Annotated in this window: 17 protein-coding genes; 6 read left to right on the forward strand and 11 right to left on the reverse strand. The window is 64.1% G+C overall.

The window, feature by feature from the left end:
* Positions 1–187 precede the first annotated feature (187 nt).
* Positions 188–592 (forward strand): HPF/RaiA family ribosome-associated protein, encoded by a 405-nt coding sequence (locus NTD88_RS19785; RefSeq protein ID WP_095154499.1) that lies wholly within the window; start codon positions 188–190, stop codon positions 590–592.
* Positions 593–756: 164 nt separating this feature from the next.
* The gene (locus tag NTD88_RS19790; protein ID WP_262154543.1) at positions 757–1,071 is read left to right on the forward strand and encodes a DUF3509 domain-containing protein; all 315 of its coding nucleotides are present in this window, start codon (positions 757–759) and stop codon (positions 1,069–1,071) included.
* On the opposite strand, the gene hutH is transcribed toward NTD88_RS19790, so the two are convergent.
* The 4 genes from hutH to NTD88_RS19810 form a co-directional block, all read right to left on the reverse strand.
* The gene (gene hutH, locus NTD88_RS19795) at positions 1,068–2,534 is read right to left on the reverse strand and encodes a histidine ammonia-lyase (protein ID WP_262154544.1); all 1,467 of its coding nucleotides are present in this window, start codon (positions 2,532–2,534) and stop codon (positions 1,068–1,070) included. The two genes, NTD88_RS19790 and hutH, sit on opposite strands and share 4 nt — an antisense overlap.
* Positions 2,531–3,541 (reverse strand): ornithine cyclodeaminase family protein, encoded by a 1,011-nt coding sequence (locus NTD88_RS19800; protein WP_262154546.1) that lies wholly within the window; start codon positions 3,539–3,541, stop codon positions 2,531–2,533. The genes hutH and NTD88_RS19800 overlap by 4 nt, the downstream gene beginning before the upstream one ends.
* Before the next feature lie 4 nt (positions 3,542–3,545).
* On the reverse strand, positions 3,546–4,550 hold the full coding sequence (locus NTD88_RS19805) for an ABC transporter substrate-binding protein (RefSeq protein ID WP_262154547.1): 1,005 nt from the start codon (positions 4,548–4,550) through the stop codon (positions 3,546–3,548).
* 117 nt (positions 4,551–4,667) lie between these two features.
* Complete coding sequence (locus NTD88_RS19810; protein WP_262154598.1) at positions 4,668–7,253, reverse strand: TonB-dependent receptor; 2,586 nt, start codon at positions 7,251–7,253, stop codon at positions 4,668–4,670.
* A 287-nt stretch (positions 7,254–7,540) separates the two neighbouring features.
* Here NTD88_RS19810 and NTD88_RS19815 point away from each other — a divergent pair, with 287 nt between their 5' ends.
* Together NTD88_RS19815 and NTD88_RS19820 are read left to right on the forward strand one after the other, a co-directional pair.
* On the forward strand, positions 7,541–7,846 hold the full coding sequence (locus NTD88_RS19815; RefSeq protein WP_262154548.1) for a helix-turn-helix domain-containing protein: 306 nt from the start codon (positions 7,541–7,543) through the stop codon (positions 7,844–7,846).
* Entirely contained in the window at positions 7,846–9,069 is a 1,224-nt protein-coding gene (locus NTD88_RS19820) for a type II toxin-antitoxin system HipA family toxin (RefSeq protein ID WP_262154549.1), read from the forward strand. The genes NTD88_RS19815 and NTD88_RS19820 overlap by 1 nt, the downstream gene beginning before the upstream one ends.
* A 78-nt stretch (positions 9,070–9,147) precedes the next feature.
* Here NTD88_RS19820 and NTD88_RS19825 read toward each other — a convergent pair whose 3' ends face one another.
* The 5 genes from NTD88_RS19825 to NTD88_RS19845 all read right to left on the reverse strand — a co-directional run bounded on the left by NTD88_RS19825 (position 9,148) and on the right by NTD88_RS19845 (position 13,188).
* Complete coding sequence (locus NTD88_RS19825; protein ID WP_095154491.1) at positions 9,148–10,098, reverse strand: DUF4880 domain-containing protein; 951 nt, start codon at positions 10,096–10,098, stop codon at positions 9,148–9,150.
* A gap of 1 nt (position 10,099) precedes the next feature.
* Complete coding sequence (locus tag NTD88_RS19830; RefSeq protein WP_262154550.1) at positions 10,100–10,606, reverse strand: sigma-70 family RNA polymerase sigma factor; 507 nt, start codon at positions 10,604–10,606, stop codon at positions 10,100–10,102.
* Between the two features lie 116 nt (positions 10,607–10,722).
* The gene (locus NTD88_RS19835; protein ID WP_262154551.1) at positions 10,723–11,526 is read right to left on the reverse strand and encodes a phosphate/phosphite/phosphonate ABC transporter substrate-binding protein; all 804 of its coding nucleotides are present in this window, start codon (positions 11,524–11,526) and stop codon (positions 10,723–10,725) included.
* Between the two features lie 14 nt (positions 11,527–11,540).
* Positions 11,541–12,482, reverse strand: a complete 942-nt coding sequence (locus tag NTD88_RS19840; RefSeq protein WP_262154552.1) for a fatty acid desaturase — start codon at positions 12,480–12,482, stop codon at positions 11,541–11,543.
* A 235-nt stretch (positions 12,483–12,717) separates the two neighbouring features.
* Positions 12,718–13,188 carry a phosphate-starvation-inducible protein PsiE gene (locus tag NTD88_RS19845; RefSeq protein WP_262154553.1) on the reverse strand — a complete coding sequence of 157 codons (471 nt, stop codon included), beginning with the start codon at positions 13,186–13,188 and terminating at the stop codon, positions 12,718–12,720.
* Between the two features lie 242 nt (positions 13,189–13,430).
* On the opposite strand from NTD88_RS19845, the gene NTD88_RS19850 reads away from it, so the two are divergent.
* On the forward strand, positions 13,431–13,691 hold the full coding sequence (locus tag NTD88_RS19850) for a YebG family protein (protein ID WP_095154481.1): 261 nt from the start codon (positions 13,431–13,433) through the stop codon (positions 13,689–13,691).
* Between the two features lie 3 nt (positions 13,692–13,694).
* Here the strand turns inward: NTD88_RS19850 and NTD88_RS19855 are convergent, their stop codons facing one another.
* The gene (locus tag NTD88_RS19855) at positions 13,695–14,717 is read right to left on the reverse strand and encodes a Leu/Phe/Val dehydrogenase (RefSeq protein ID WP_262154554.1); all 1,023 of its coding nucleotides are present in this window, start codon (positions 14,715–14,717) and stop codon (positions 13,695–13,697) included.
* 114 nt (positions 14,718–14,831) lie between these two features.
* On the opposite strand from NTD88_RS19855, the gene NTD88_RS19860 reads away from it, so the two are divergent.
* A complete protein-coding gene (locus tag NTD88_RS19860) occupies positions 14,832–15,638 on the forward strand; it encodes a SirB1 family protein (RefSeq protein WP_262128140.1) in 807 nt (268 codons plus the stop codon).
* Between the two features lie 39 nt (positions 15,639–15,677).
* Here the strand turns inward: NTD88_RS19860 and maiA are convergent, their stop codons facing one another.
* Positions 15,678–16,313: a maleylacetoacetate isomerase gene (gene maiA, locus NTD88_RS19865; RefSeq protein WP_262154555.1), complete on the reverse strand. Its 636-nt coding sequence runs from the start codon at positions 16,311–16,313 to the stop codon at positions 15,678–15,680.
* Between the last annotated feature and the right edge of the window lie 8 nt (positions 16,314–16,321).

The following is a 16,321-nucleotide window of genomic DNA, read 5'->3' on the forward strand; positions in this document are numbered from 1 at the left end:
CTCATGCAACTTATCTACCGGATCCTAACCCTATTCCCCAACCCACTTGAAACAAAATATTTTTATTTTTTAGGGGGTTGAAATGTTCGTCCAAGTGCCTGACCTTGTAGTCAAGAGGCAATGATTCCCACAGAGCGCAAAGCTCCTGGTCAGTCTCTTGCGAGCTAGCTGAATAAGGATTGGAACCATGCAAATCCAGGTCTACAGCGACAACCATATTCAAGGCAATATCCGGCTGAACGAGTGGGTTCGCAGCACGGTGGAAAGCACGCTCGAACGTTACGAAGAGGACCTCACCCGAATTGAAGTCCACATGCGCGATGAAAACGGCGACAAGCCCGGCCCGCATGACAAACGCTGCCAGATGGAGGCACGCCCAAAAGGCCATCAACCGATTTCCGTGTCCCACAAAGCCGAATCGCTGGAGAAGGCTGTCGCGGGCGCCGCAGACAAATTGAACCACGCGCTGGAACACCATTACGGCAAGCAGCGCAGCAAACGCGCAGTCACCCAGCAGGAAAGCAGTGCCAATGATGCCGATGGTCTGCTGCAGGAAGAATTCCTGGAAAACGAACAGGCTCGCCTGAGCTGATAATCACGCGGTAACGCGGACGGTAGAGAAAGCCCCTGGCCTTGCGGCCCGGGGCTTTTTTTATGTACCGGCACCCCACCGTCCGGCCCGACCCTTGCAACCTGATCTGAACTACCCGCCTCGAGGCCAGTCAATCGATGCACGTCATTTGTCAGGTGAGCACCATGCACAATCCCTTTCAGCAGATCAGCGCCGCCTTTTCGGCGCAGTACCGGGTCAACCTGAGTATCGAGCGGCTGGACGGCAGCATCATGCTGACGCTGTCCAACGAAACCGGCGGTGTGGTCGCCAAACGCCTGATCAGCTCGGCCCAGCGCAACGACCCGCAGCGCCTGGATCGACTGATCGACAGCGTGCGTTTCGGCATCGCCATCGAGCAGGGCCACAGCGCCATGGACATCCTCGCGGCCATGACCGAAGAAGGTGCACGCCACAGTCGGCGTGACAATCGCTGGGGCACCAGCGCCACCCGGCATTAATCGGGCGACCACCATTCGTCGCCTGCCACCTCCACCGCCCGGTCTTCATCGACGAACGGCACCCGACAGCGGACCTGTTCGTACACCCGGTGCACGCCTTCGCCCAAACGAATCTCGCCGCGCAGGTCCACCGCCTGCGCCGCAATCACCGCTTCGATGCGGGTCAGCCATTCCAGCCGTTGCAGCAGCGCGCGGGTCTTTTCGATTACCGCCAGCGCCTGCCCGGCATAATCCTCCACGCGGTCAGCCACCGGCACGCTGATGGCCGGAATCGGATTGGCCAGATGGCTGATCTCCGCCACCAATGCCGCCGCCGTGCGCTGCAACGCCGCCAGCCCGACGCGCCCCGGACGCGGGCTGAGCGAACGCGGCAGTTCACTGGACGACGGCGACAACAGCTTGGCCATGCGCTCGGCACTCGCCACCGCCACCCGGCTTAGCGCCAGTCCCAGCCCTTCAAAGGCCAAGGCCAGGTGCGTGCTGTCGAAGTTGGCGGTCACCAGCACCTGCCGGGTTTCGTCCACCAGCGCCGGATTGTCCGCGCCGCTGGCCAGCTCGATTTCCAGCACTTCGCAGGCATACGCCCAGGCGTGCCGGGCGGCGCCGAGGACGATGGTCGAACAGCGGAAACTCAACGGGTCCTGCAAGCGTCGTGCGTGCGACGGGTCGTTCAAGTCGCTGCCCGCCAGCAATCCGAGCAAATCGGCCGCCGCCTCGACCTGCCCAGGCGCCGGACGCAGACCAGCGGCCCGGGGCTGAAACGGCGCGAGGCTGGCGCGGTAGCCTTCGCAAGACAACGCCAGCGCCGCCAGTTGCCGCGCCAGCACACGCTCTGCCTCGATCACCAGCAAGGCGCCAAGGCCGATGCTCGCCGCATTGGCCGAGACCAGCGCCAGACCGTCCTTGTCCCGCGGCACGATCGGACTGAGCCCAGCCCGGCGCAGGGCCTCATCCGCCGTCAGTCGCTCTCCGCAGTGTTCGACCCAGCCCTGCCCCTGCAACGCCAGGGTCAGATGGGCCAATGGCGCCAGATCACTTTCGCCCAGGGAACCGAGCAAAGGCACTTCGGGATGGATGCCATGGTTGAGCAGGTCGAGCAGGCGCTCGGCGCTGGCCAGGGAAATGCCGGAACGGCCCTGGACCAACCCGGCCAGACGGGCGCAGATGATCGCCCGCACCTCGCGCCGCTGGGCCAGGCGCCCCACACCCACCGCCCGGCCTGCGGCGATGCGTTGCTGGAACGCCACATCGTCCAGCGCCTGCGCCTGATCTACCGCCGCACCAAGCCCGGTGGTCACGCCGTAGATCGGCTCACCGGCAGCAATCAGCTCACGCAACAGGCGATGCCCGGCCTCGATGCGGCCACGCGCCGAGCTGCTCAGTTGCAGCGGCACGTCGTCGTCCACCAGCGCCAGCAACTGAGATAACGCGAGGCCATCAACCCCCAGTTCCAGCGCGCTCATGCAAAGCGCAGCCGCTGGCCGATACCCAGCCGACGGGCCTTTTCCAGCAGCGCATGGCCGAGGGCGATATCGCTCAGGCTCAGGCCGCGGTGCCAGAACAGGATGGTTTCCTGCGGGTGCTCGCGACCGGGTTTCAGTCCGGCGACGATCTGCCCGAGCTCGGCATGCAAGGTCTGCTCGCTGAGCTTGCCGGCCTCGACATGGGCCCGCAGCGAACCGAACTGGCCGCCCTTGCACTGGCCCCAGTCGTCCACCACCAGCTTGTCCATGATGTCGGTCAGCGACAGTTCCACCGCGCTCATGGTGCCGTAGGGCACGACAAACGCCCCGGGCTTGATCCACTCCGTGCGCAGCAGCGGTTCGGGCCGTTGCAGGCGCGAGGCTTCGACCACGATGTCGGCGCCGCGCACGGCGCTTTCCCAGTCTTCGGTGACGATCACCGGCTTGCCCAGGTCGCGGCGCAGGCGCTCGGCGAAGGCTTCGCGGCTCTCGACCCGGCGCGAGTGCACGCGGATTTCGTCGAAGTCGAACAGGTGATCCAGCAGCCGCACATTCCAGTACGCCGTGCCACGCGCGCCGATGTGCGCCAGCACCTTGCTGCGCGGATTGGCCAGGTGCCGGGCGCCGATGGCGGTCAGCGCGCCGGTGCGCATGTCGGTGATCGCCGAGGCGTCGAGGATCGCCTGGGGCACGCCGGTGGCCGGGTCCAGCAGGTTGAGGATGGCCAGCTCCGAGGGCAGGCCTTGCTGGTAGTTGTCGACGAAATCGCCTACCACCTTGACCCCGGCGCGGCCGATATCACCACCGAGCACGCCGCGCAGCACGTTGAAATGACCATTGATGGCGCCGCCCGGAATCAGATGGGTGCGCGGCTCGATCACTGCCGCGCCGTGCCCCTGAAGGGCAAGGCCGGCTTCGACGGCGGCGAGGATTTCATCGTTGTTCAGGTTCAGCTCGGCCACGTCGAGGCCGTTAAGGAAGTCGATGTAGATCGGTCGTGTGCTCATGCAATCACAGGCTCCCGCTCACCTTCGCCGCCACATCCGCCGGCAGCCAGGCACGCCACACGTCGGGGTGATCGCGCAAGAAGGCCTGGGCCACGGCCTTGGGTTGCAGACGCTTTTCCGCCATCTGGCCGAGGGTCTGGTTGAGCAGATCGATGGGCAAATCGACTTTCTCGAAGAACGCCACCAGCTCCGGGTACTGCGTGCGGAACGGCGCGGACACGCCGATCGCCAGGCGCGCCGGCATCGAGCGGGTGCCGCGCGGGTTGGGGTTGTTGGTGTCGGACAGGGTCTTCCAGGCCTCGGCGTCGAACGGCGGTTCTTCCAGCTTCACCAGCTTGTAGCGGCCCAGCAGCGGCGTCGGCGACCAGTAGTAGAACAGCACCGGCTTGCCACGCCGGATCGACGCGCCGACCTCGGCATCCAGCGCCGCGCCGGAGCCGGTGCGGAAGTTGACGAAGCTGTCGGTGAGCCCATAGGCCTTGAGTTTCTGGCTGTTGACGATTTCCGAGGTCCAGCCGGTGGGGCTGTTGAGGAAGCGGCCCTTGTCGGGGGATTCCGGGTCTTTGAAGACATGGGCGTAGCGCGGCAGGTCGGCCACCGATTTCAGCTCCGGTGCCAGCGGCGCGAGGCCGCGCTCGGGGTCGCCCTTGATGACGAATTCCGGCACCCACCAGCCTTCGGTGGCGCCCTTGACCGTGTCGCCGAGACCGAACACCTTGCCTTCGGCTTCGGCCCTGACCCAGGCCGGACTGCGTCCGGCCCATTCCTCGCCGATGACCTGGATATCGTTTTTCGCCAGCGCCGCTTCAAGGCTGACGGTGCTGCCCGGCAGGGTGTCGGTGGTGTAGCCGTAGCCCTTTTCCACCAGGGTGCGGAGGATCTCGGTAATCAGGCTGCCACTTTCCCAGGTGATGTCGCCAAAGTGGATGGGTTGCGGTTTGTCGGCGGCGTGGGTGAGCAGGGACAGGGTCAGCAGCGAGCCGGCCAGGAGGGTTTTCAGTGGTTTCATGGTGTGCCTCGGTGCACGGAGGGACCGCGCTGCGGCCCTTCGCGAGCAAGCTCGCGCCTACACGGTCGTCCCCTGTAGGCGCGAGCTTGCTCGCGAAGGCTGCAGCGCTGCCTCAGATCAGAAGTCGTAAGTGAGCTTGGTGTAATAGAACGCACCCTCCGGCGCCGACGGCGCGAGGTAGCTGTACTGCTGCCCCGGCGTCTGGCGCAGGCGGAGGTTGAAGTCGTCCGGTTTGCTGTTGAACAGGTTGTTGGCGCCCACCGAGAGTTTCAGTTGCCTGGTGAACGCGTAGTTCACGTCCAGGTCGGTGTTCCACTGCGCCGAGAAGGTCTGGTCGTACTGGGCGTTGGTCGCCGAGGCCGCGTATTTGCGGTACTCGCCGTAGCGGGTCTCGGACAGGCTCACCGTCCACGGGCCGTAGCGATGCACCGCGCCGAGCACCAGCTTGCTTTCCGGGTAACCGTGTTCAAGGAAGCCACGGGCCTCGCGAGTCAGGATGTCGAAGCCGTAAGGGCTGGCATTGACCGACTCGATGGTGGTCCGCGCCTTGGTGAAGCCGGCCGACAGCGCCAGGCTGCCGAACTGCTTGAGGTCGAGGTTGTACTTGCCGACGATGTCGACACCGCGGGTCCGGGTGTTGGCCGCGTTGGTCATGAACTGCGCCCAGCTGTACTGGCCGTAGCCGGCGGCGGCGAGGATGCGTTCGGCATCCGGCCCGGAGATGCCGCCGCTGTAGAGCAGGCGGTCGCGGATGGTGATCTGGTAGGCGTCGATGGTCAGCGAAGCCTGCTCGCTCGGCCGGAACACCACGCCCAGCGAGTAGTTGGTGGATTTCTCCGGTTTCAATGCCTCGGCGCCCAGCGCTTGGGCAGCCGGGTGGTCCACCGGCAGCATGCGGGTCAGCACCGGGTTGCCGTTGACATCGACGTTGGTGGTGGTGGTCCAGGACGTGCCGATCTGGCCCAGGGTCGGCGCGCGGTAGGCGCTGTTGACCGTGGCCCGCAGGCCCACTTGCGGGGTCAGTTCGTAACGCGCCGAAAGCTTGCCGGTGGTGGCCGAACCGAAGTCCGAGTAGTGCTCGGTACGCCCGGCGATGCCCACCTGGAATTTCTCGGTGAGCTGGTTTTCCAGGCCGAAGTACACGCCGCCGACATCACGCTTGTAGACGCCCGCATCATCCGGTGTCAGCCCGGAAGCCTGCACCGCGCCGACCTGCACACCGTCGATGCCGCCGTAGGAATAGGAGTCGTAGTCGCCCGCCTCCAGGGTGTACTCCTCGTGGCGGTAGGCGACGCCGGCGGACACCGTCAGCGGGTTGTCCGACCAGGCCACCGGCAGGTCCTTGGTGTAGTCGATGCCGACGTTGGTCTGTTCGTTGATCAGGGTGGCAACGTCGAACTTGGTCGGGCTGCTGGCGCCGTAGCTCGGGTTGACCGTGTCGAAGGCCAGCTCGTCGTGCTTGTCGCGGCCATAGGTGGCGCTGATATCGAGGCGACCGATGACCTCGTCTTCAAAGCGCGACCCCACCGTCAGCGAGGAATCTTCGTAGCGGAAGCGGTACTTCGGGATGGTCCCGTTGGGGTAGATCGACGCGACGTTGTTGGGGTTGGAGGCCAGCAGCGGCGGCGTGTTGTTGATCGATTTGTCCTGGCCGAAGGTGGCGAAACTGTACAGCCGCCATTGATCGTTCAGACCAACCTCGGCGTTCGCCGCGAGGTTGTATTTGTCGCGACCGGCACCGCCCCAGCGCGGGTCCTGCAGCTTGCCGTCGGCGACGTATCTGTCACCGATATCGGTGGGTTTGCTGTTGACGCCGTTGAAGCTCAGGGTCAGGAAACCATCGCCCGGCAGGCCGATGCCGTACCAGCCATCGGCGCTCTTGTTGAAGCCGTCACCCTGGCCGTACTGACCGACCTGGGTATTGAGCTGCCCGCCCGTGTCGCGCTCCTTGAGCACGATATTGACCACCCCGGCCACCGCGTCGGAACCGTACTGCGCCGAGGCGCCGTCGCGCAGCACTTCGACGTGGTCGATAGCGCTGATCGGGATCATGTCCAGGTCCACCGGCTGGGCGCCAATGAACGGCACGCCGCTGGAAATGTTCACCACCGCCGAGGCATGCCGGCGCTTGCCGTTGACCAGCACCAAGGTCTGGTCCGGCGCCAGCCCGCGCAACGAAGCGCCCTTGGGGTTCTGGCCACGGGTGGCGCTCTGGTTCTGCGGGAAGTTGAACGACGGCAGCAACTGGAACAGCGCCTGGTTCAGGGTGGTCGCGCCGGTCTGCACCAACTCTTCGCTGTTGATCACATCCACCGGGGCGGCGCTGGTCAACGCGGTGGCGTCGCTGCGGCGGGTGCCGATGGCAACCACCCGGTCCAGGGTCGGCACGCTGGCCGCGGAAGTCTGATTGCGCGCCACCGTGCTGGCGCTGGCGGCGGTGGTCGCCGCGGGTTCGGCGCCGTTGTCCTTGATGATGAACGCGCCGGTCGGGCTGACTTCCAGCTCCAGGCCGGTGCCACGCAGCGCGGCACTGATCGCCTGCTCGGCGGAGAGGTTGCCGTCGACCCGCGCCGAAGAATAACGGCCCAGCTCCGGGGTGAAGGAAATCACCTGGCCGCTCTGCCGGCTGATGCTCAGCAGTACCTCGTCGAGCGGGCCGGGATTGATATGCCAGTTCTGCCGGGCCTCGTCAGCGAACGCCATGCCGCTCAGCAGCAGGCTGAACGCGATGGCACCGGTTGCGGATGTCGTGTTGCGTTGGATCTTGTGTTTGCTCTTGCGCACAACGATTCCCCCCACGGAATCAAACGACGCTGCTCCCTCGGCAGCGCTTACGGGAAAGGTGTGGCGCAGGCACGGGAAATCTTGCAGATCGATTGGTTATGGGATTAGAACCGGGTGCAAAGCTGAGGGGGCTGACGAAATTCACCGTTACATAAGAGCTGCTATAGTCGACCTTAAATCAATTAAGCATTCTCAAAAGAGCTCTTATGACGAGCATTTTTCCCTTGGCCTGCGCTGACAGGCTCGAAAAGATTGGGCTTCTGGTCAAAACCAGACGCCTGGAGCGAAAAATTCGCCAGAAAGACCTTGCAGCGCAAACAGGCCTCTCCACGGCGACACTCGGCAAGATCGAGTCCGGCGCTCCAAGTGTCGAAATACGCAGCTACATGACAGCCCTCTGGCACTTGGGGCTGCTGGACGACGCCTTTCAAGATCCCGGTGTTCCCACCGTTGCTCCGCGTGCCACGGAGCACCGCGTCCGTCTCAGGAAATTTTCCGAGGAAGACTTCTGATGGCTTCCGTGTACATCTACATGCAAATCCCCGGCTCGGATGACGTCAGCACACTGGGCCGCCTGGAAGTCCGTAGCGGCATCGGCGAGTTCGTCTACAACCCGGACTGGGTCAATGCCGGTGGCTGGGTTCCGGACCCTGTGCGTTTTCCACTGCGATCCCAGCCCTACAGCAACATCACCAAAAACCGTGGCATACCGGGCTTCATCAGGGATGCCGCCCCGGACGGTTGGGGAGAACGACTGGCCATCCGGGAATACGACGGCGAGCTTGATGCGGTGGGCTTCCTGCTCAAGTCACCGAACCACGATCGAACCGGCAGCCTGATGGTCGGGACAGCAAGAGTCCCTCCCGAGGGTGTGGGCCAAACAGGGCTGGCGAACCTCACCCAACTCGACGATTTCATACAGTTTGCCGATGGGATCCAGGGAGGGTTCCCGCCCGAGGCCGACAAAGCCACCAGAGCCACATTGCAGCAACGCTCGTCGCTCGGCGGCGCGCGCCCGAAATGCACGCTGCTTCACACGGAACGGCTGATTCTGGCCAAACCGAGGGACCGTCATGATCGCTATGACATCCCCTCACTTGAATACGCTTGCATGTCATTCGCCGCCCGCAAAGGTCTGAATACCGCTGGCGTGGCGTTGCACCGTGGTCGAGTCAATACGCTGCTGGTGGACCGGTTTGACCGCGAGCCGACTACGGACGGCCGGTTCCATCGCATCCCCATGATCAGCGGACTGACACTGCTGGATAGCGACTGGAACACACCCTCCGCCTGGGGGAGAGAATGGCACTACGGCTATCTGGTCGACGAAATGACCAGGCGCAACGTGCCCGAAGGTGACCGGCAGGAGCTGTTCAAACGAATCTGCTTCAACATTCTGGTGGGCAACGACGACGATCACCCGAAAAACACAGCGGTGATATTCAAGAATGGCGACTGGCGCCTTTCTCCCCTGTACGACGTGGTGCCCACGACTGAAGGGCACGCGCCTTCCAGATTGGCGATGAGTATCGGTCGATATGGGCATGAACTATCGCGACGCAATCTGCTGAGCCAGGTCGGTCACTTCGGCTTGACTGAGGCCGAGGCGACGGCAGTGATCGATGAAGTTGCTGGCTGGGCTCCTGAGTTGAAACAGCATTATCACGAGCAGTTGCAGGAGGCCGAGTTACAACTGGCAATCGCGGCAATGGGCGCTGAAAAACTGCAAACGTGAATTCACCGGCCAGTGTCTTTTGCGTCGGCTATGCAGACCATCGCGGCGTTACGCTGAACTCGCGCCCACCGCACCGGCTTATGCCGGAACCAGTGTCACCCAATAGTCACTGCGCCGAGTCACGCGAATCGGCAAGGTTCGGCTCAGGGCTTCCAGCACCACATCGCTCTGGTCGAGCCGATAAAGGCCGCTGACCCGCAGCCCGGCGATCGCCGGGTCGAGGCGCAGGACGCCATGACGGTAAGGCCGTAGCGCTTCGATCACGTCGCTCAGCGGGCTGTCGCGCACTTCCAGCAGGCCGTTGACCCAGGCGCTGTCGCCGTTGCGCACGGCCTGGACGACGCCGAAGCGGTAGCGGTCAAAGCTGACTTCCTGCCCGGCCTGGAGCTGCAGGCGATCACCTCCGCGGGTGACGATCTGCACCGGCGCATCCAGCGCGCCAACCCGGCATTGCGCGCCGCGCTCGCGCACCAGCACCTGGGCCGCGCTGGCGAACAGGTCGCCGGCGTCGGTCTGGACGATGAACGGGCGGCGGTCGTTGACCACCCGCACCAGGCCCTCGCCGCCGCGCCACTTGAGCAGCCGGCGCTGCTCGTCGAAGCGCACGTCCGCCGCGCTTTGCGCGTTGAGCACCAGTTCGCTGCCGTCGTCCAGTTGCACGGTCTGGCGCTGGCCGATGCCGGTCGAGATGTCCGCGCTCAGGCTGTCCAGCGACGGCAGCCCGGAGCTGAGGGTCAGGCCGCCGCCGATCATTAACCCGGCGCCGAGCAACGCCCGTTGCAGCACCTTGCGTCGGCTCGACGGCGCATTCAGCGCGCGTTGCAGCACGTTGCCATCAACCCCTTGGGCGACCGGCACCTGGAACACCCCGAGGGTGCGTTCCAGGCGCAGGCACAGTTCTTCATGACGCGGGTCGCGGGCGCGCCAGGCCTGGAACGCCAGACGTTCCGCATCGCTGGCATGCCCCGAGCGCAGCAGCACGATCCAGCGGGTGGCCTGTTCGATCAGGTGGTCCTGTTCAGCGCTCATATCACTCCAGGCTGGCCTTGAGACAACGGTGGATGGCCTTGGCCATGTAGTCGCTCACCGAGCGTTGCGAGATGCCCAGTTGCGCGGCGATTTCCGGGTACGTCAGGCCGTTGACCTGGGACAGCAGGAAGGTCGCCTTGACCTTGGCCGGCAGGCCGTCGAGCAGGCTGTCGATGATCTGCAGTGCCTCGATCATTTGCGTCAGTTCTTCCGGCGACGGCGCCTGCGCCTCGTCGTCGAACTGCAGGGCCTCGAGGTAGGCCCGCTCCAGGTCGCGGCGGCGCCAGAGCTGGTACATCAGGCGCTGGGCGATGGTGGTGAGCAGCGCCCGCGGCTGGCGGATCGGTTCCACACCCGGCGCGCTGAGCAACTGCACGAAGGTGTCGGCGGCGATATCTTCCGCGCCGCTTTCGCCCAGATGCCGGCGCAAACGCAGGCACAGCCACTGGTAATGACTGCGGAACAAGCCGCCCACGTAATCGCTGTGAGAGTTTTCGATACCGGACATGAAAGGCTCCAGAAGGAGGATTGCTTGAAATGTCCGGTGGTCCGGTGACGCCATGCTAGTGGGAGGTCTTATTCTTTAAAAATATTTAAAAAGCATTCTTATATTCGCTAATGGAATTACCCGTCTTCGGGGTGAATCCGCGCCAAGCCCCGCTTGGCGGCCTCGTCGCGGTAATCCAGCAGCACCTGGTAATCCGCCTCGCTCGCCGGTAGCACGCGACTGATCGCGAGGGTCGCGGCGACTTCCGGCAAGTCCTGCAGCGCCTGGCTCAGCGCGTCGCGGATAAGCGCCGCAGCGTGCTCGTCGAGGTGCGCGGGGCCGATGAACGGCAGGGTCGGGCTTGGCGCGCTGATGTCGATGATGCGCAGCCCGGCGACTTCTTCGCTGTGGTCACGGGCGAGGTAACCCCAGGTCACGCTGTCGATGGCCGCCAGATCGCCGCGCCGCTCGCGCAAGGCGCGCAGGCTGTCGCGATGGCCGCCGGTGTAGCTGATGGCCGAAAAGAAGCGGCCCTCGCGTTGCAGTGGCGCGAGGCGATGGCGCAGCAGATTCATGCCGGAATTGGAATCGGGGCTGTTGATCAGGCCGTGGCTGTCGAAAAACGCCGCCAGCTCGCGGCGCGGGTCATCCACCCGGGCCACCAGCAGGCTGCAATGGTCGCCACCGCCGCTGTAGGGCAGTTCGTAGACGGGCCGGCCAATCACCTGCACCTTGCCGCGCAGCAGGGTCATCAACGGATAGCCGCAGGTTTGGGTGAAGAGCAAGTGCGGCGACAGCCACAAGCCCGGCAGGTCCAGCCCGCCCGCGTCGAGGCGGCTGGCACCGAGCAGCGCCAGCGTGCGCTGCAACCACGCCTCACTGGCAGCACAGACCCGCGGTGGCGCCACGTACATCAACAATTCGGCAAAACCCTGGGACATGGGCGGACTCCGGCTCAGGCGTGGGGATGTTCGGGGCTGTCGATGGGGCGCAAGGCGTTGCGGCGAAACAGCTCGCCATAGCCGTGCACCAGGAAGCCGCCGCTGCGCGCCAGCCACTGCTCGCGGCGCCGACGGTAGACCTGCGGCAGGAAATACCACTGCAAGCCCGGAAGATCGTGATGCACCAGGTGCAGGTTCAGGTGCAGGAACAGCCAGCTCCAGGGCCAGCCGGCCTCGTTGAGCACGGTGCGCTGCTCCGGCCGTTCGGCGGGACGGTGCTCATAAAACGAACGCACCATCGCCACCGACAACGCCGGCACGCTGACGAAAAACACGTAGTGCGCCACCGACAGCGCGCTGTATTGGGCGATGAAGGTGAACATCAGCAGGGTGACGGCGCCGTGGGTCAGCCACATCAGCCAGGCCTGGCGATCACCCTTCGCCAACCGGGCAAATTCCTCCCGCGCCAGGCCAAACAGCGCTTGCGGCGCACCACTGAGCACCCGCCCCGGCACGGTCTTGTCCAACCAGCGCAACGCCCGCGCCAGGCGCGGCGTGCGTTGCCAGTGCTGACGGCTGAGGTAGCGGCTTTCCGGGTCGCGGCCCGGCAAGGTGAGGTCTTCATCGCGGTGGTGCAGCAGGTGGCTGTCGCGGTACAGGGTGTACGGATACCAGACCGCGAACGGCGCGTAGCCGATCAGCTTGTTCAGCCAGAGGAAGCGCGTCGGATGACCGTGCAGCAGCTCATGTTGCAGCGACAGCCAGAGCACCAGCAGCGGCACCAGCAACACGGTCGTCGGCCACACGCCAAGGACCGGACTGCCCAGCAGCAACGCGAACCAGCCGGCATAGACGCCGACCAGCAACAGCCAGGTCGGCCACTCGCTGCGGCCGAGAAAACTGGCTTGCAGGCGCAGCACATCTTCGCGCTGGGCGTCGTCGAGGTAATGGGGCATTGCGGAGGTCCTGGATCATTGGCTGACCTCCGCTTGTGGAGTGAGGCGGAAAAATCTTGCAGATCGTTTGGTTATAAGCGACTTAGGCTTGTATGAAAAGCCTTGAGACGAAGGTCAGGCAAGGCGAAAACAGCCGAGGAAGCGGAGTTTACGGGTTGTAAATGAGCATTCCGAGGCTGTTTTCAACGCAGCATCACCGAGTATCAAGGCCTTTCATACAGAGCCTAGAAAGCCATCAACGCCCTTCCTCGATCTCCTTGCCATTGGCATCGATCACCCGGCTCGACGGATAGCGCGACGAGGCATAGCGCACCACCAGGATCGAGAACGACAGCAGCAGGATGCCGCCGCACAGGTACAGCAGCCCGACATCCGGCGCCTTGTGGTGGGAAACATCGCCGATCAGCAGGCGGGTCAGTGCGGTGATTGCCACATAGAGCAGGAAGCGGATCGGCATGTGGTTGGTCTTGAAGTAAATCCCCACCATCGCGCCCAGCTCGAGGTAGATGAACAGCAGGAGGATATCGTCGACGCTGACCCCGCCCTTGCCGAGCATCTCGATGAAAGTCACTACCGCGGCCCAGGCGGTGATGCCGCCGATGCCGAACAGGGCCAGGTAGTGGAACGACTCGACGCACAGATTGCCCAGCGAGTCGGCGGCGCCATGCAGGCCCTTGCGCAGTTTGTCAGCCCATTTGATGTTCACGATGCGGATTCCTTGGTACGACTTCGACGGAGGATGCGACAAGCACATGACGCTTTGCCTGCATGCAGTAAAAAGGCCAGGGGCCCCGTTTGAGAAGGCGACCAATTGCCGCAAGACACGCCTGTTCCGCATCAACTGCAAAATCTGAGCTATAAAAATGCCACTATCCAGCATTGCTGGATTACTGTATAAAAACCCAGTATTCGCAATCTTCAATTATCGAAAGGCATGTGAGGTGATGAATGGCCGTCGAAGTGGTGTACCGCAGCAGCCGCGACCTGGAGCGCTTGTTCATGGATAAAGCCGAAGCAGATCGTCACGACAAGATGCTGGAACTGGCCGAGCTGTTGGCCGACGTGTTGAAAAAAGCCGTGCCGTCGCTGAGCGAGCAGCAGGTCGAGGAAGCCGGTATCTACATGGCGAAAAACCGCGATGTGTTCGCCAAGGCGTTCAAGAGCCAGCCGGACGCCCTGTCCGAACTGCTCGACGCGCCAGCGGAATAAGCCTCAGCCGCCGTACACCAGGCGTTCGGCCAGTTGCTCGGCGACCCGCGCCGGCGAGCGTTTTTCCGCCTGGGCGTGGGCGAATACCTCGGTCAGCCGGGTGGGAATCCGCGACAGGTGCGCGGTGATGGCGACGGGATCCTGGCCCTGATGGGTCAGGGCTACGTAGATCAGTCCACCGGAATTGATGACGTAGTCCGGCGCATAGAGAATGCCGCGGTTTTCCAGTTGGTCGGCCACCTGCAGGCTGGTCAACTGGTTGTTCGCCGAGCCCGCCACCGCCGCGCAGCGCAGTTGCATCACGCTCTGCCCGGTCAGCACCGAACCGAGCCCGCACGGCGCGAAGATATCGCAGGGCGTGCCGACCAGCGCTTCAGGCGCCACTGGCTGCGCATTGAACTGCTCCATCGCCAGTTGCACCCGTCCCCGATCGTGATCGCTGACCAGCAATTCCGCTCCCGCCGCATGCAGTTGCTCGGCCAGCGCATAGCCAACATTGCCCAAGCCCTGAACCGCCACCCGCAAACCTTCCAGGTTGTCGCTGCCCAGCCGCGCCATCGACGTGGCGCGGATGCCGGCGAACACGCCCATGGCGGAATGCGGGGAAGGATCGCCGGCGCGGGTGGTGCTGGTGACGTGGCGGGTGGTCTGGGCGATGCAGTCCATGTCCAGGGTCGAGGTGCCGCTGTCGGTCGCGGTGATGTAGCGGCCTTCCAGCGACTCGATGAAACGCCCGAACGCCTCGAACAGCGCCGCGCGGTTTTCCACATGGGGATTGCGGATGATCACCGCTTTGCCGCCGCCCAGCGACAAGCCGGCCAGCGCCGCCTTGTAGGTCATGCCTTGGGCCAGACGAATGGCGTCGGTCATGGCGCTGTCGTCATCCGGGTAGGCCAGGTAGCGACAACCGCCCAGCGCGGGGCCCAGCCGCTCGTTGTGGATCGCGATCACCGCCTTGAGGCCGGTGGTCTGGTCGATACACAGGTGCAATGACTGGGTGCGCGTGCTTTGCATGAGAGCGAACATCTGCGGGCCCTCGTTAAGTGCTGAAACAAGTATAGGCGGCGCCCCGAAGCCTGCCGGGGCACTGGACGAAACGGTGTGCGAGGGCTAAAACAGAAGCTCTCAGCGGAGACCACCATGAACCCACGCCAAGCCTGCCTGGACTGTCTGGAACGCACTCCCCCGGCCTTGTTCGAGGCCGGGCTGTGGATTGCCGCCGAGCATGACGACCAGGTGCAGCCGGCACAGGTGATGAACGCCGTGCTGGCGCTGCAGCATGAGGTGAGCAACAGCCTGCCGATGCTGCCGCTGGCCGAACTGGCTCAGCCCCTGCTGCGCAAGCTCTGCGCACTGGGTTTCCAGGAAGACGAATATCACCCGCTGCGGCCCCAGGCCGGAATGCTCGATCAGTTGCTGCTACGCCGTCGCGGCCAGCCGTTGACGCTGGCGCTGCTGACCCTGGAGTTGGCGCGCGGGTTGTCGATTCCGCTGGAAGGAGTGAATTTTCCGGGGCATTTTCTGCTGCGGGTGCCGGGGGCGGATCATCTGCTTGATCCGTGCGGCGGGCGGCGATTGTACCCGGCCGATTGCCGCGAGTTGCTTGGACGCCAGTTCGGTCCGCAGGTGCCGTTGAGTGCGGAACATCTGCAGGTCGCCAGTGCGCGGCAGATGCTTCAGCGCCTATCGCGTAATTTGCGGCAGTTGCATGCGACCCATGACAACGATCTGGCGGCGTTGAAGGATGCCGAACGGGTACTGGATCTGGGGCCGCCGCTGGCCAGTGATTACCTGGCGCGGGCGACGCTCTATCAGCATCTGGATTGCCCCCACGCCGAGCGCTTCGACCTGGAGCATGCGTTGCTGCTGACCGATGATCCGATCCAGCGGTTGCGGCTGACGGAGCGGTTGGCGCAGTTGCCGCCGGGGAAGAGGTCAGTTCATTAGGGTCTCATCGCTGGCAATCCAGCGATGAGGCCCTTGTATTCACCCCGCCGCCGGCGTATCCGGCTGCCGCGAAGGATGCGCAATCACGAACGCCGGATGCTCCTCCGCCAACTCCACCACCCGCAAGATCCGCGGATAGCCGCCCAGATCGATATTGAAGCGCTTGGCCGCATACACCTGCGGAATCAGGTACACATCCGCCAATCCCGGCTCATCACCGAAGCAAAAGCCGCTGTCGCCAATCAACTGCTCCACCGCCGCCAGGCCCTGGCTGATCCAGTGGGCAATCCACTGGTTCACCGCCGCGTCGTCCTGCCCCAGTTGACGCAACTGGTTCAGCACGCTGACGTTGTGCAGCGGATGGATATCGCAGCCGATCAACGCCGCCACGCCCCGGGCCCGGGCGCGTTGCACCGGGTCCTGCGGCAGTAGCGCGGGCTGTGGATAAACCTCTTCCAGGTACTCGATGATCGCCGGCGACTGCACCAGCACTTCACCGGAATCGGCTTTCAGTGCCGGCACCCGGCCCTGGGGGTTGAGCGCGAGGAAGTGTTCTTCGCGCTGTTCACCCTTGAGCAGGTTGACCGGCAGCGACTGGAACTCCAGTTGCTTGAGCGCCAGCGCGATGCGTACCCGATACGACGAGGTGGAACGGTAGTAGGTGAAGAGTTCCATGCCCCTGC

Origin of the sequence: Pseudomonas sp. 20P_3.2_Bac5, assembly GCF_025466035.1 — a bacterium.
Lineage (GTDB): Bacteria > Pseudomonadota > Gammaproteobacteria > Pseudomonadales > Pseudomonadaceae > Aquipseudomonas.

Bases quoted from the DNA above. Each gene is read 5' to 3' on its own strand.
- NTD88_RS19785 (WP_095154499.1), top strand. From the start codon at position 188: ATGCAAATCCAGGTCTACAGCGACAACCATATTCAAGGCAATATCCGG.
- NTD88_RS19790 (WP_262154543.1), top strand. From the start codon at position 757: ATGCACAATCCCTTTCAGCAGATCAGCGCCGCCTTTTCGGCGCAGTAC.
- hutH (WP_262154544.1), bottom strand. From the start codon at position 2,534: ATGAGCGCGCTGGAACTGGGGGTTGATGGCCTCGCGTTATCTCAGTTG.
- NTD88_RS19800 (WP_262154546.1), bottom strand. From the start codon at position 3,541: ATGAGCACACGACCGATCTACATCGACTTCCTTAACGGCCTCGACGTG.
- NTD88_RS19805 (WP_262154547.1), bottom strand. From the start codon at position 4,550: ATGAAACCACTGAAAACCCTCCTGGCCGGCTCGCTGCTGACCCTGTCC.
- NTD88_RS19810 (WP_262154598.1), bottom strand. From the start codon at position 7,253: ATGGCGTTCGCTGACGAGGCCCGGCAGAACTGGCATATCAATCCCGGC.
- NTD88_RS19815 (WP_262154548.1), top strand. From the start codon at position 7,541: ATGACGAGCATTTTTCCCTTGGCCTGCGCTGACAGGCTCGAAAAGATT.
- NTD88_RS19820 (WP_262154549.1), top strand. From the start codon at position 7,846: ATGGCTTCCGTGTACATCTACATGCAAATCCCCGGCTCGGATGACGTC.
- NTD88_RS19825 (WP_095154491.1), bottom strand. From the start codon at position 10,098: ATGAGCGCTGAACAGGACCACCTGATCGAACAGGCCACCCGCTGGATC.
- NTD88_RS19830 (WP_262154550.1), bottom strand. From the start codon at position 10,606: ATGTCCGGTATCGAAAACTCTCACAGCGATTACGTGGGCGGCTTGTTC.
- NTD88_RS19835 (WP_262154551.1), bottom strand. From the start codon at position 11,526: ATGTCCCAGGGTTTTGCCGAATTGTTGATGTACGTGGCGCCACCGCGG.
- NTD88_RS19840 (WP_262154552.1), bottom strand. From the start codon at position 12,482: ATGCCCCATTACCTCGACGACGCCCAGCGCGAAGATGTGCTGCGCCTG.
- NTD88_RS19850 (WP_095154481.1), top strand. From the start codon at position 13,431: ATGGCCGTCGAAGTGGTGTACCGCAGCAGCCGCGACCTGGAGCGCTTG.
- NTD88_RS19855 (WP_262154554.1), bottom strand. From the start codon at position 14,717: ATGTTCGCTCTCATGCAAAGCACGCGCACCCAGTCATTGCACCTGTGT.
- NTD88_RS19860 (WP_262128140.1), top strand. From the start codon at position 14,832: ATGAACCCACGCCAAGCCTGCCTGGACTGTCTGGAACGCACTCCCCCG.
- maiA (WP_262154555.1), bottom strand. From the start codon at position 16,313: ATGGAACTCTTCACCTACTACCGTTCCACCTCGTCGTATCGGGTACGC.